Origin of the sequence: Reyranella soli, from assembly GCF_007992495.1 — a bacterium.
GTDB lineage: Bacteria > Pseudomonadota > Alphaproteobacteria > Reyranellales > Reyranellaceae > Reyranella > Reyranella soli.
The window spans coordinates 36843-49086 of the sequence record NZ_BKAJ01000030.1 but is presented as its reverse complement, the minus strand read 5'-3'; the positions used below and the strand labels follow the sequence as shown (position 1 = coordinate 49086).

12 protein-coding genes and 1 pseudogene are annotated in these 12244 nt (G+C 63.7%); 7 read left to right on the top strand and 6 right to left on the bottom strand.

The window, feature by feature from the left end; genetic code table 11:
* The first annotated feature begins 83 nt into the window (after window positions 1-83).
* Window positions 84-1061 carry a sensor histidine kinase gene (locus RSO01_RS07540; protein ID WP_170302912.1) on the top strand — a complete coding sequence of 326 codons (978 nt, stop codon included), beginning with the start codon at window positions 84-86 and terminating at the stop codon, window positions 1059-1061.
* Between the two features lie 38 nt (window positions 1062-1099).
* Here the strand turns inward: RSO01_RS07540 and RSO01_RS07535 are convergent, their stop codons facing one another.
* Window positions 1100-1780, bottom strand: coding sequence for an OmpA family protein (locus RSO01_RS07535; protein WP_170302911.1), 681 nt, complete (start codon window positions 1778-1780; stop codon window positions 1100-1102).
* A 580-nt stretch (window positions 1781-2360) separates the two neighbouring features.
* Here RSO01_RS07535 and RSO01_RS07530 point away from each other — a divergent pair.
* Together RSO01_RS07530 and RSO01_RS07525 are read left to right on the top strand one after the other, a co-directional pair.
* Window positions 2361-2978: a Crp/Fnr family transcriptional regulator gene (locus RSO01_RS07530; protein WP_147147779.1), complete on the top strand. Its 618-nt coding sequence runs from the start codon at window positions 2361-2363 to the stop codon at window positions 2976-2978.
* Window positions 2979-3278: 300 nt separating this feature from the next.
* A pseudogene (locus tag RSO01_RS07525) lies at window positions 3279-3641 on the top strand (GNAT family N-acetyltransferase); the annotation flags it as partial.
* Window positions 3642-3669: 28 nt separating this feature from the next.
* Here the strand turns inward: RSO01_RS07525 and RSO01_RS07520 are convergent.
* Complete coding sequence (locus tag RSO01_RS07520) at window positions 3670-3981, bottom strand: hypothetical protein (RefSeq protein WP_147147775.1); 312 nt, start codon at window positions 3979-3981, stop codon at window positions 3670-3672.
* Between the two features lie 85 nt (window positions 3982-4066).
* Window positions 4067-4429 carry a hypothetical protein gene (locus RSO01_RS07515; RefSeq protein WP_147147773.1) on the bottom strand — a complete coding sequence of 121 codons (363 nt, stop codon included), beginning with the start codon at window positions 4427-4429 and terminating at the stop codon, window positions 4067-4069.
* Between the two features lie 196 nt (window positions 4430-4625).
* Here RSO01_RS07515 and RSO01_RS07510 point away from each other — a divergent pair, with 196 nt between their 5' ends.
* Window positions 4626-4949, top strand: coding sequence for an NIPSNAP family protein (locus RSO01_RS07510; RefSeq protein ID WP_147147771.1), 324 nt, complete (start codon window positions 4626-4628; stop codon window positions 4947-4949).
* Window positions 4950-5130: 181 nt separating this feature from the next.
* On the opposite strand, the gene RSO01_RS07505 is transcribed toward RSO01_RS07510, so the two are convergent.
* Window positions 5131-6195 (bottom strand): LLM class flavin-dependent oxidoreductase, encoded by a 1065-nt coding sequence (locus RSO01_RS07505; RefSeq protein ID WP_147147769.1) that lies wholly within the window; start codon window positions 6193-6195, stop codon window positions 5131-5133.
* 168 nt (window positions 6196-6363) lie between these two features.
* On the opposite strand from RSO01_RS07505, the gene RSO01_RS07500 reads away from it, so the two are divergent.
* From RSO01_RS07500 to RSO01_RS07490, 3 genes are all read left to right on the top strand, one after another.
* Window positions 6364-7416, top strand: coding sequence for an Ldh family oxidoreductase (locus tag RSO01_RS07500; RefSeq protein WP_147147767.1), 1053 nt, complete (start codon window positions 6364-6366; stop codon window positions 7414-7416).
* A gap of 98 nt (window positions 7417-7514) precedes the next feature.
* Window positions 7515-8342 (top strand): enoyl-CoA hydratase/isomerase family protein, encoded by an 828-nt coding sequence (locus tag RSO01_RS07495; RefSeq protein ID WP_147147765.1) that lies wholly within the window; start codon window positions 7515-7517, stop codon window positions 8340-8342.
* Between the two features lie 101 nt (window positions 8343-8443).
* On the top strand, window positions 8444-9859 hold the full coding sequence (locus RSO01_RS07490; RefSeq protein ID WP_147147763.1) for an MmgE/PrpD family protein: 1416 nt from the start codon (window positions 8444-8446) through the stop codon (window positions 9857-9859).
* 30 nt (window positions 9860-9889) lie between these two features.
* On the opposite strand, the gene RSO01_RS07485 is transcribed toward RSO01_RS07490, so the two are convergent.
* Both RSO01_RS07485 and RSO01_RS07480 read right to left on the bottom strand, forming a co-directional pair.
* Window positions 9890-10360, bottom strand: a complete 471-nt coding sequence (locus tag RSO01_RS07485) for a MaoC family dehydratase (RefSeq protein ID WP_246158174.1) — start codon at window positions 10358-10360, stop codon at window positions 9890-9892.
* A 53-nt stretch (window positions 10361-10413) separates the two neighbouring features.
* The gene (locus RSO01_RS07480; RefSeq protein ID WP_246158171.1) at window positions 10414-12111 is read right to left on the bottom strand and encodes a glutamine--tRNA ligase/YqeY domain fusion protein; all 1698 of its coding nucleotides are present in this window, start codon (window positions 12109-12111) and stop codon (window positions 10414-10416) included.
* Between the last annotated feature and the right edge of the window lie 133 nt (window positions 12112-12244).

Here is a 12244-nt window from a genome sequence, read left to right as displayed (position 1 = left end):
CCTTGCCCGTGGTGCGACCGGAAGATGAGGTGGCGCGCGCCCGACTTGAGGCGACGCGTCTTGCCGCCGCCGAGCGCTATGCGGTGCTCGACACGGTGCCGGAACCGGCCTTCGACCGGATCACGGCGCTGACCGCGGATCTCTTCCAGGCGCCGGTGGCGATCATCGGCTTCATCGGCAGTGATCGCGTCTTCTTCAAGTCGCATCACGGCACCGCTGAGACCGAGGCAAGGCGTGGCACGGACCCGTCGCGCTCTGTGCTCGAACCGTGGATCCGCGACAAGTACAAGTACGGCTTCCACGCTGGCGTGCCGCTGGACAGCCCCGACGGCTATGCGATCGGCACGCTCTCGGTGATCGACCGCCGCCCGCGGCGGATCGAGGAGCAGCACATGCGTCGGCTGCGCTCTCTGGCGGGCGTCGTCACCGACGAGCTGGCGATGCGCCTCGCCGCGCGGACGGCGTCCGATCAGGCGGATATCATGAAGAGCGAAGTCGATCACCGCGTCATGAACAGCCTGCAGCTCGTTTCCAGCATGCTGCAGTTGCAGGGTCGCAGCGCCGCTTCGACGGAGACTCGTCAACAGCTGCTGACAGCAGCTCATCGCGTCGCGGCAGTCGCCCGGGCGCACCGTCTGTTCTCCGTCAACGAAACGCGCGAGCGCCTTCCGATCGTGTCCCATCTCCGCGAGCTCTGCAGCGAGCTGGCCGGCATTCTCGGTGCCGAGATCGGCGTCGTCGGCGCCATCGAGACCAGCGTTCCCAGGGATCAGGTCCTCGCCATCGGGCTGATCGTCAACGAGCTCGCTGTCAATGCGCGCAAGCACGGGGCCGGCTTGATCACGGTTTCGTTCGGCTGGAACGGCGGCCTGCATGAGCTCGCCGTGACCGACCAGGGAGAAGGCCTGGAGAGGGGATTCTCGGTGACCGAGCCAACCGGGAAGGGGATCGGCATGAAGGTAGTGCGCGCCCTCGCCGATCAGCTCAAGGGCCAGCTCTCGGTCCGGTCCCCGACCGCTGGCAGAGGCACGTGTGTCGCGGTGTCGTTTCCCGCGAGGTAAGCGGCCCCTGCCGCCGGTCGGTCGAGATCTGCGATCGTTCAGCCCGCCGAATAGGTCCTGCCGGGCCAGCGATATCCGGGCGCCGGGAGCGGCATCTTGGCCGTGATCAGCGCGTCCTCGAGGACGGGTATGCCGGCCTCGTAGTTGCCCGCCTCGCACTTGGCGATGGCTGCCGCCTCCACCATGTCGACCTGCGAGTTGCGGTACTGACGCCACTTGTCCATCAGGGCCTGGCAGTAGGCGCGGGGATCCCTGAAGATGTCCGTGCGAGCCTGGACTTGCAGGCCGGCAAGCTCGACGCGGCGGTTTTGCGGCTCGCGCACATTGTCGGCCGTCGGAACCAGCAGGTTCGTTTCGCCGCGGCCTGTAGTGTCGATTGAAGCGGCCGGCACGCCGTTCTGGATGAGAGCCTGCCTGACCGCGTCTGCGCGACGCAGCGACAGCGCCATGTTGTAGTCCGGCGCACCTGAAGTGTCGGCGTTGCCGACATTCGCGAGCCGGGCGATGCCGGAGGTTTTGTAGGCCGCGGCCGCCTGGCCGATCGTGGCCATCGCCTGGGGTGACAGGTTCGACTTGTCCCAGTCGAAGAACACCAGGTACGCGGACGACTGGGCCATCGATGGCGCTGGCGGCGGTGGCGCGGTCAGGGCCTGGGGTTGCGAATCGCACGCGCCCAGCAGCAGGGCGGCGCCGAAGATGGCTATTCGTGGCTTGAGCATGATCTGTCTCCTTGGGTGTGTTGGCCTCCACCACTTGCGTGTCGTCGCTTGCGCATGGGCTGATCGCGCTTTGGCCATGGGCGGGTAGCTCCCTTTCGGGCGCATCAGGAGTTCTAGGCGCTTTGCAAGGTTGAAGATGGTCAAACCGATACACTGCGAGTGCCATTTCTTCGGGTCCGTTGGGGCGCGCGGGACCGGCCGGCTGCCGCGCGATGCTGGTCGATCGATCCAATGTCGGGTACCGGACACTATTCTGCGCGCGTAACAGCGGAACCGGCTCGACAACTCCTGCCGGCGAGCGCAGGTTGTCCATGGCTTTTGTGCCGGTAGGGCGGCGCAATGGGAGCGTTCGTCGACCTCGGGAAATGCGAGACAGATCGCAAGCTACTCGCTGACGGCAGGCGTAGGCAGGATGCTGGCGTCGCCGAAGGCCGCGCGAAGGAGCAAAGAAATGGCGGCTAGGCGCAAGCCGACGGACGTTCACGCACATGGGCAACCTGCTGACGGCCGTCGACCGGCCCGAGCCAACGGAACTGGGCAGAAGACGGCCACGGCCGATCAACCCGCCTTCGATCCCACGATGTTTCTTGCCACTCTGAATCGCCGACACACTGTGTCCGACCTGCGCCGGGACGAGGTTGTCTTCCGGCAATCGGTTGCGGCGGACGCCGTCTTCTACATCCAGAAGGGCAAGATCAAGATCGTGGTCACCTCCAAGCAGGGCAAGGAGGCGGTCGTCGGCATCCTGGGGGTCGGCGAGTTCTTCGGCGAGGGCTGCCTGATCGGCCAGCCGCTGCGGCTCGCCACCGCCAAGGCCATGATCGAAAGCCAGGTCGTGCGCGTGGGCAAGGCCGAAATGTTGCGCGTCCTTCATGCCGAGCCGACCTTTGCCGAGCTGTTCATGACGCATCTGCTGACGCGCAACAGCAGGATCGAGGAGGATCTCGTCGACCAGCTCTTCAACTCGAGTGAGAAGCGGCTGGCGCGGACGCTCCTGCTGTTGGCGAATTTCGGCAAGGAGGGCGGTCCGCAGCCGATCACGACGCGGATCAGCCAGGAGACGCTGGCCGAGATCATCGGCACGACGCGACCGCGTGTCAGCCACTTCATGAACAAGTTCAGGAAATTGGGCTTCATTGCCTACAATGGGCACCTCGAGGTTCACAGTTCCCTGTTGAGCGTCCTGTTGCGCGATTGAATTGCGCACCTCTGGCCGAGTCGTCCTTGTGCGCTGCGGGCTGCCGTCCGTGCTGGGCAAGCTGCTGAGCTTCTGATCTCTTGCCGGATCGCGGGCCTCCAGGCCTGCTCATGTTCTTTGCTGGGGGCGCGCCACTCCAGTGGCGCGATCATCTCTTGCCTCGACGAAGTCGCGCGACTGGAGTCGCGCGCCCCCAGCCATAATGCGGACCTGGATGTCCGCGCTCCGCATGGATGACGGCCGTTCCCGTGCTGCGCACGGCGCGATTGACGCTGCGCGCCATCCGAAGGGCCGCCGCCCACGGCCAGCGACGTCTGGAACCGCATGGCCAGCGCCCTGGGCCAATGGGCGCCGCGCGGCTACAGCGTCATGGTCGTCGAGGACGGGGAAGGCTTCGCCGGTCGCTTCCATCCCTATAGTACGGACGACCCGCTTCTGGTCTACGCCATCGTCGCTCGCGCCTGGGGCAGGGGATACGCCTCCGAAGGGGCCCGGTTGGCACTGGACTGGATGATGGCGACCCACGGCCCTCGGCGCATCGGCAGCAACATCGATCCTCGCAACACCGCCTCGGTCCGCGTTGCCCGCAAGCTCGGCGCCGTGCCCGAAGGCACGACCGAATGGGCCGGCGCCACGCTCGACGTATGGGCCTACTATTCCTGACGGTGGCGTTGCTGGAAGAGCCTCGTCCCTAAGGGCGAGAATAGGGGCTCTGGACGGCGAAGCGGCGGCCCGTGCCATCGACGCGATAGCCATGGGCGTCGACCCTGTTGTTGTACTGGTCCAGCCGGAAGGGCGGAACCGACTCGTTGGGAGAGGGTTGCGCCCGAGACTCCTGGTAGGCGACGCAAGTGGTATAGGTCGCCGTGTCGGTGCCTATGCCGTAGCCGGCGCATGTCGCGCTTGGGGGCAGGCCAGCGGCGGACACGTCCTTGCGATCAGGTGGTTGGCAGCCGACCACGACCAAGCCCAATCCTATTGTCGTCAGTATCCGGATGCGCATGGGTCGATGTTCCTTCGCGGAAGGGGTCAGGCTGGTTGCTGAAGGCTGATTTTCCGTTCAGCCAACGGCGCGTCAAGCCCTTCTTCTATGCTCGACGTGTGGGCTTGCTACTCCGCCGGGGCTCGTAAGGACTCTTCGGATTGACATCGAGATCGACGATGTCGACGCAGGACTGCGGCTGTTCATGGCTGGACCCTGTGCGCCATGGTCCATCGCGGAGCTCGACATTGCTGGCGCCGGACAGCAGAAGACATCGCCATTGGCCGCCGTGCGGCAGCTTGCTGCTGCTCTCGCCAGCGAATTGGAAGGTCAGTGCGGCTTCCCCGCCGCCTTTCCTGTGCCCCAGGATGATCGGGCAGAGCTCGCGCCGATGGCCGCCATAGAGACAGACGATCTGTTTGCGCTGCCTGATGGCCTGAGCGAACAGCTTGTATGTTGGACTGGGCATCGTATCGACAGTTACGCCGCGCCGCGAGTCTGGTTGCGGCCGGTACCGGCATGAAAATGAGCACCACGGCGACAGCCGCGAGGCCGACGGCGAACGAGCCGACATAGTAACGGAGCCCCGCCGTCGTTGCGACGCGTTGATCATGTGGCGAGCCGCCGTCTATGCTCTGACGGCAAAACCGAGAGGAGACGACAGCATGGCGTTCTACGAACTTCGCCAGTACTTCGTGCGGCCTGGCAAGATGGACGAGTGGGTGAAGATCATGGAGGAGGAGATCATCCCGTTCCAGGTCTCGAAGGGCATGGTGATCTGCGGCAGCTTCCGCGGTGAGACGGACGACTCGGCCTATATCTGGATCCGCCGCTTCAACAGCGAGACTGAGCGCGAGGCGCAGTACAAGGCGGTGTACGAGACGGATCACTGGAAGACCAAGATTGCGCCGCGCGTGCCCGATTGCCTGGACCGCGAAAAGATGCACATCCAGCGCCTCGTGCCGACGTCGCGGTCACCGGTGCAGTAGCGCCTGACGACGGTCGAGATCACGGACCGCCAGAAGACCCTGGCCGGGATCGCAGTCAGGACTTGGCCTGCTTCATCTTGCTGGCGGCGAAGTTCAAGGGCGCGACCGGCTGCCCGGTTCGCCCGATGGCGCTGGTCTAACCACGTCCTCGACCCCAGCCTGCTGCCGGGGGAATCGCGCCTCAGACACCGGCGATTACGTCGGCCCATTCCTCCAGCATCGCCGGATGGCCGTGACGAATATGAATGGAAAAGTCGGTATAGCCTGCACCTTGCAGCTCGCGCAGCCGTTCGCGAAGCGCCGACCTGGTGCCGGTGACGGTCACGGCGCGGATCAACTCGGCCGTGCAAACCTGATGCTCCTCCGGGCGCAGGAACATCAAGTGCCCACGGTGATTCTCCAGGTAGCGCGCATCGGCCGGCTCATAGCGCTCGTAGATCTTGCGGTATTGCTCCACCAGAGGCGAGAGTGCCGGCGGAATGCCGCGACCGAGATTGCCGAACTGTTCCAGCTCGACCAGGTTGTGCAAGACGATGGTCGCGTGAGGGCCGGCCTGCGCGCGGGCGCGCGGGCTGTCGAACGGCTCACCCTCGGCAAGCACGCAGCCGCCGCAGAACGCCGTGGCGACGCGCGTTGCCGGCTCGATGCCAGCTGAACGCCATGCCGCTTGCATGGCGGCGATCGAAGCCTTCGCCGCTTCGATGTAGCCGACGCCGTTGATCCAGTGGGCGCCGAGTTCAGCCGTCAGCCTCCGGGCACGCGGGCCCTGCGCCGAAATGTGCAGAGGGATCGGGTCTCGGTTGTTGACGACTCCGATATCGAGGCTCAGGAACCGCATCTTCCGCGAGGCGCCCTCAAACTCCCATTCCACCGTCTCGCCGGCGATCAGGCGCTGCACCTGCTCGATGTAGCGCTGCATGTCGACGAGCCGGACTGGACCAACGCCCATGGTGCGCCGGGCGGTGAAGCCGGTGGAGATACCGAAGTCGATACGCCCCGGCGCGAGCGCATTCAGCGACATGAGAGCACTGGCGGCGACTGGTGCGATACGATTCGAAGGGATCAGCACACCGGTTCCAAGGCGGATCTTGGAAGTTTTCACCGCCGCCGCGCCCATGGCGACGAAGATGTCCGCGTTCAGCAATTGCGTGTCGTAGAACCAGGCGCGGGTGAAGCCCAGCTCTTCGGCGCGCCTCACCACCTTCCAGGAGTCTGCCGAGGTGGCGAGATTGATGCCGTAGTCCATACCTCGACCCTCCCGATGGCAGAATCAATCAGCCACCGATTCCAGATGCTGCCAAGAGGGACATTGGATGCTCCCGCTCGTACAATCTCTCCACATTGGAACCCTTGCCGTCGGTTGTCCGCCCTTTATTTGGTTCAGGACTGTATGCGGTAGTCCTGAGGAGATTCCATGCCGATCGTTCAACCTGATCGTCTCTCCCGTATCGGCGCCGCATTGTTGAAGGCTGCCGGCGCCTCTGATGAAGAAGCGGGCGCGGTCGCGGTCGGTTGCGTCAACGCCAACCTCGCCGGCCACGATTCACACGGTGTCATCGCAATCCCGACCTACATCGATCGCGTGAAGGCGGGCCACATTGTGCCTGGCGCGAAGTGGACCATCGTGCGGGAGTCACCCACGACGACGGTGATCGATGGTCACTGGGGCTTTGGCTTCCACGTCAACGCAAAGGCGATGGCCCTCACGATTGAGAAGGCCAAGACTGCGAATGTCGCAGCCTGCACGGTGTTCCGCCAAAGCCATGTCGGCCGGCTCGCGGCCTACCCGATGATGGCAATGCGCGAGGGTATGATCGGGCTTGCCACCGCTGATTCCGGCCGGTCGCCCAAGCACGTCGCGCCGTTCGGAGGACGAGAGCCGCGGCTCGGCACCAATCCAATTTCGATCGCGGTACCCTCGGACCTCGAGGGCCCCTTTTGTCTCGATATGGCGACCTCGGCGGTTGCGGCCGGAAAGATTTCGCTCGCTGTCGCGCGCAGCGAACAAATCCCAAAAGGCTGGATCATCGATGCTGCTGGTCGTCACACAACGGACCCCAAGGATTTTCGCAAAGGTGGCGCTCTGCTGCCGCTTGGGGGCAGCGAGGGCTATAAAGGAAGCGGTCTCGCCGCGATGGTGGAGGTGCTGTGTGGATTGTTGACGGGCCTGGGCTTTGGCGTCGAGCCGACCGGCCGCCACAATGACGGCTGCTTCATGGCCGTGTTCAATGTCGCCGCGTTCCGGCCATTGCAGGATTTCAAAAAGGAAGTTGCCGAGTTCGCGCGCTATCTTAAATCGACACCACCGTCCGAAGGATCGAACGAGGTGTTTTATCCGGGCGAGATCGAATATTTGCGCGAGCAGCAGCGTCGCAAGAACGGAATCGAGATTGAGGACGCAACTTGGGACAAGTTGCGCGCGCTCGCTACCGAATACAAGATAGGGGACGAACTCGGTTTTGTCTGACTGCAGCCGCCGCCCCTAGGCTTTGGCTAAATGGTCATCTGCGGATGATGCGCTCGTTGATTATGGCCACTACGCCGATCGCCAGCAGGAGATGAAGCATGACCGACAATCTCGTACAGCACGAGACGGACGGCAATGTCGCCATCATCACGATGAACCGGCCCGAGAAACTCAACGCCGTCAATCATGAGCTGCGGGCCGGCGTCTCCGAGGCGCTGATCCGGGCGGATGAAGACAAGTCGATCCACGTAGTCATCCTGCGATCCAACGGGCGGTCCTTCTGCGTCGGCTACGATATCGACAACGACACCCCTGAGCGTGCCGCACGCCGTTTCGACGCGCTCAAATGGCGCGAGTCGCTGACCGAGGACCTGCGCTTCGAGATGATCCCGTGGTACATGCGCAAACCCGTGATCGCCTCGGTGCAGGGCCACGCGCTCGGCGGCGGCTGCGAACTTGCCATGTTTTGCGACATCACCATCGCGGCCGAGAACGCGGTCTTCGGCGAGCCGGAAATCCATTTCTCGAACGTCGGACCGGCCATCGTCATGCCCTGGATGATTGGCTTCAAGAAGGCCCGCGAGCTTCTCTATTTCGGGGACATGATCGACGCGGAATCGGCTATGCAGCTCGGCATGATCAATCGGATCGTGCCCCTCGCCGAGCTCCAGGAAAAAACACTCCGGTTCGCCAAGCGCATGGCGCTGATTTCACCGGAAGCGCTCGCCCATACCAAGCTGGCCATAAATCGCGGCGCCGACGCCATGGGCTTCACCAATGCCATGCATGCCGGGCTCGATGTGCTGGCGCCGCTCTATGCGGCAAGAACGGACGTCGGCGTCAAATTCACGGAGATCCGACAGAAGGAGGGTTTGCGGGCTGCCCTCAAATGGCGCCGCGATCAGTTCGCACAACACGAGGACTGACGTTCGGGAGTGCACGGGCCGGCTCGACTTCGCGATCGAAGTGCTCGAGCTGTTGATACCGCTCGTAGTATGCTCCAGGTTATCCATCGCAGGGAGACCGCATGTCGACGTCGAGCATCAGCCGACGCCTTTCACGTTGGGTGGCGGCGCTTGCATACTCGGATCTTCCGTCGGAGGTCCTCGACCGCGCTCGCGGCGTCACACTGCAAGGCGTGTCCTCATGCCTGCTCGGCCATGATTTTCCGGAAACAATGCAGGCCATCCGCCTGGTCGAGGAGGAAGAGCTCGGTTGCGGCGGCACGACCACGGCACTCGTCGACGGGCGGCGCTTCACCCGAGCTGGAGCCGCGTTCATCAATTCGGAGATGATGTTTGCCGGGGGCAAGTGGGACACCTTCCGAATGGTGGTTCACCCGAGTTGCGCCGTCCTGCCCGCGGCGCTCATGGCTGCCGAGGTAACGCGCTGCTCCGGCCGCGAGTTCCTGACCGGAGTAGTGGCCGGCTACGAGGTCATGGAACGATTGGGGGCGGATTTCGTCCCTACCATCTTGGCGCGGGGATTTCATGCCGGTGCCGTGCTCAGCATCTTCGGGGCCGCGGTTGCTGCCGCCAAGATCATGGGCCTCGATGCAGGACAGGTTCACGGCGCACTCGCGCAATGCGTGAACCTGGCTGCGGGTAACCTCGAAGGCGGTCGCAGCGGCGGTCGCTCCGTGCGTGAAGGTGCGGCCGTACGAAATGCGCTGCTGGCTGTCGGCCTGGCACGGCAAGGAATACCGGGTGGAGAGACGGCCTTCGAAGGCGAGGCCGGCTTCTATTTCGCCTATGCCGGAAACAAGGAAGGGCGTTTGAGCCACAGCTTCGCGGGCCAACGAAACGCGGACTTCGCTGCCATCACCGAGAAGCTCGGCGAGCACTGGGTGTTCCTCGAGACTCTCTATCGCATCTATTCGACGCCCGGCTACAACATCGCCCATGTCGACGTCACTGCGGCGCTGTGCAAGCGCGACCACATTCGGGCCGACGACGTCGATCGGGTCGAGTGCGTCGTGAACTGGCTCGAGACCCAGTACCCGAGCCCGGACTTCCCGTCACGTCGTACCGACATCGAGCCGGGACGCGAGCAGCCCCAGTATTACGCCGCCCATGCCATCCTCACCGGGTCATTCCCAGTCACCAAGAACGTGCAGCAACAGGTCGGCGCAGCCGATCCGCAAGGCATCGACGACATGATGCGGCGCGTCCGTCTCATTCCTTCCCACACCCAACCGCTCTTCGCCCCTCGCGTGACAATTCACACGCGCGACGGCATCGCCCACACCTTGGAGGCAACGGGCCGTGAGTTCATCATGAGTTTCGACCAGCTGGCGAAAAGGCTGTCACCGATCGGCGCGGTGGTCCCCGTCGGCGAACAGCAGTACGCGGAGCTGGTTGCCGAATGTCGGCAGATGGATCACGCAAGAGACGTCAGTAGATTGATTGCGCTGACCTGCCCGCCCCAACCAGATCGGCCGTAACAGATGGATCGCTTCACGTAGCGCGATCGCTTATGTCTTGGCGTAGGCGATGCTCATGGTCTCGGCAACACAGGCCGGACGTTCCTTGCCCTCGATCTCGACGGTCCATTGGTATGTCATGCGAATGCCGCCGTTTGGCATGTCGTCGGCGGCGAGCAGCTTCTGGCGGCCGCGGATGCGCGCACCAACCTGCACGGGGTTGGTGAAACGCACTTTGTTCGAGCCGTAGTTTATGCCGTTCCGCACATTGTCGATCTTGAGTACATCCCGGCCGAAGGTAGCGATCACGGCCAGGGTAAGATTGCCGTGCGCGATGGTCTTCCCATCCGGCATGTCCGTCTTGCAGCGCTCGACATCAACATGGATCCATTGATGGTCGCCGCTTGCTTCGGCAAATGTGTTGATGCGTTCCTGCGTCATGACCAGCCAGTCGCTGACCCCGAGCTCCTGACCGACCAGCGCCTTCATCGCCTGCGGGCTCTGAACGATTCGTTTTGCCACGATGTCCTCCGTCAAACCAACCCGGCACGTATCCTGTACCGGTACAGGAAGAATTACCCACCGACCTGCAACTTTGCCCAGGTGTCGCGTAGCTCGATCGTGCGGTTGAACACCAGGGCGTCCGAGCCGCTCGTCGGGTCCTGGCAGAAATAGCCCTGCCGCTCGAATTGCACGGCTTCGCCCACGGGCATCTCCGCCAACGAGGGCTCCAGCAGCGCGCCCGACAGGACTTCGAGCGAGCCTGGATTCAAGTCGGCGTCGAGATCGCCATCGGCTCCCGGGTCGGGGCGGTTGAAGAGCGTACCGTACAAACGGACCTCGGCGGGGCGTGCGTCCCGGCCCGACACCCAGTGCAGGGTGGCCTTCACCTTTCGACCGTCCGGTGCATTGCCGCCGCGGCTGGCCGGATCGTAGGTGCAACGCAGTTCCACCACGTTGCCATCGGCGTCCTTCACCACCTGTCGGCAGGTGACGAGATAGGCGTAGCGCAACCTGACCTCTCGGCCCACCGCCAGCCGGAAGAATTTGTTCGGCGGGTTCTCCATGAAGTCGTCACGCTCGACGAAGATTTCCCTGCCGAAGCGAAGGGTGCGCGTGCCGGCGGCCGGGTCCCCCGGGTGGTTGACGGCCTCCAGCTCTTCGACTTGGTCCTCGGGAAAATTTTCGATCACGAGCTTGAGAGGCCGCAGGACCGCCATGCGCCGCTGGGCCGCCTGGTTGAGACGGTCTCGGATCGCGTGATCGAACATGGCGAGATCGACGACGCTGTTGGCTTTGGACATGCCGACGCGCCGAACGAAGTCGCGGATCGCCTCCGGCGGCACGCCGCGGCGGCGCAGGCCTGCCAGGGTCGGCATGCGCGGATCATCCCAGCCACTTACGATGCCGCGCCGTACCAGATCCGTCAGGTAGCGCTTGGAAAGTACGGTGTATCCGAGATTGAGGCGGGCGAATTCGGTCTGGCGGGGCCGCGACGGGACCGGCAGGTGGTCGAGGAACCAGTCGTAGAGAGGACGGTGGTCCGCGAATTCCAGGGTACAGAGCGAGTGTGTGACATGCTCTATGGCGTCGGACTGGCCATGAGCAAAGTCGTAGGTCGGGTAGATGCACCACTGCGTGCCGGTGCGCGGGTGAGGCGCATGCAGGATGCGATAGAGGACGGGGTCCCGCAGGTTCATGTTGCCGGAAGCAAGGTCGATCTTCGCCCGCAGCACGCAGGCACCATTCGGAAACTTGCCGGCGCGCATATCGCGAAACAGGCTGAGATTTGTTTCCACCGAACGGTCGCGATCGGCCGACGCACGGCCCGGTTCGGTCAGCGTGCCACGCATCGCCCGCATCTCTTCGGGGGGCGTGTCGTCGACATAGGCGAGGCCGGCGCGAATGAGGTGCTCTGCCCAGTCGTACAACGTCTGGAAATTGTCCGATGCATGGTACAGATGCTCGCCCCAGTCGAAGCCAAGCCAGTGTACGTCCCGCTTGATGGCGTCGATGTATTCCTGCTCCTCCTTCACGGGATTGGTATCGTCGAAACGAAGGTGGCAGCGGCCGCCGAATTCGGCGCTAAGTCCGAAATTCAGGCAGATCGACTTTGCGTGACCGAGATGCAGATAGCCGTTCGGCTCCGGTGGAAAGCGCGTGACGATGCCCTGAATTTGGCCGCGGGCGAGGTCAGCCTGGACCATGTCGCGAATGAAATCCCGGGGCTCTACGTTTGCAGTGGCCTCCAGCATCGGCTTCTTGTCATCCATCTACCTGTCAACCTCCACACGGGCGTGTACACGCGCAATCTACGGCCAAGCCAATTATAACACTGCCGGCGCGCCCGGCTATGTCTCGGCCACCGCCATATGGCCAGCGAACTACCCCGTCGGGCCCTTCGCG

Coding starts and splice junctions, on each gene's coding strand:
- RSO01_RS07500 (WP_147147767.1), top strand. CDS start 6,364: ATGCCGATCGTTCAACCTGATCGTCTCTCCCGTATCGGCGCCGCATTG.
- RSO01_RS07505 (WP_147147769.1), bottom strand. CDS start 6,195: ATGGACTACGGCATCAATCTCGCCACCTCGGCAGACTCCTGGAAGGTG.
- RSO01_RS07495 (WP_147147765.1), top strand. CDS start 7,515: ATGACCGACAATCTCGTACAGCACGAGACGGACGGCAATGTCGCCATC.
- RSO01_RS07480 (WP_246158171.1), bottom strand. CDS start 12,111: ATGGATGACAAGAAGCCGATGCTGGAGGCCACTGCAAACGTAGAGCCC.
- RSO01_RS07530 (WP_147147779.1), top strand. CDS start 2,361: ATGTTTCTTGCCACTCTGAATCGCCGACACACTGTGTCCGACCTGCGC.
- RSO01_RS07520 (WP_147147775.1), bottom strand. CDS start 3,981: ATGCGCATCCGGATACTGACGACAATAGGATTGGGCTTGGTCGTGGTC.
- RSO01_RS07510 (WP_147147771.1), top strand. CDS start 4,626: ATGGCGTTCTACGAACTTCGCCAGTACTTCGTGCGGCCTGGCAAGATG.
- RSO01_RS07535 (WP_170302911.1), bottom strand. CDS start 1,780: ATGCTCAAGCCACGAATAGCCATCTTCGGCGCCGCCCTGCTGCTGGGC.
- RSO01_RS07490 (WP_147147763.1), top strand. CDS start 8,444: ATGTCGACGTCGAGCATCAGCCGACGCCTTTCACGTTGGGTGGCGGCG.
- RSO01_RS07515 (WP_147147773.1), bottom strand. CDS start 4,429: ATGCCCAGTCCAACATACAAGCTGTTCGCTCAGGCCATCAGGCAGCGC.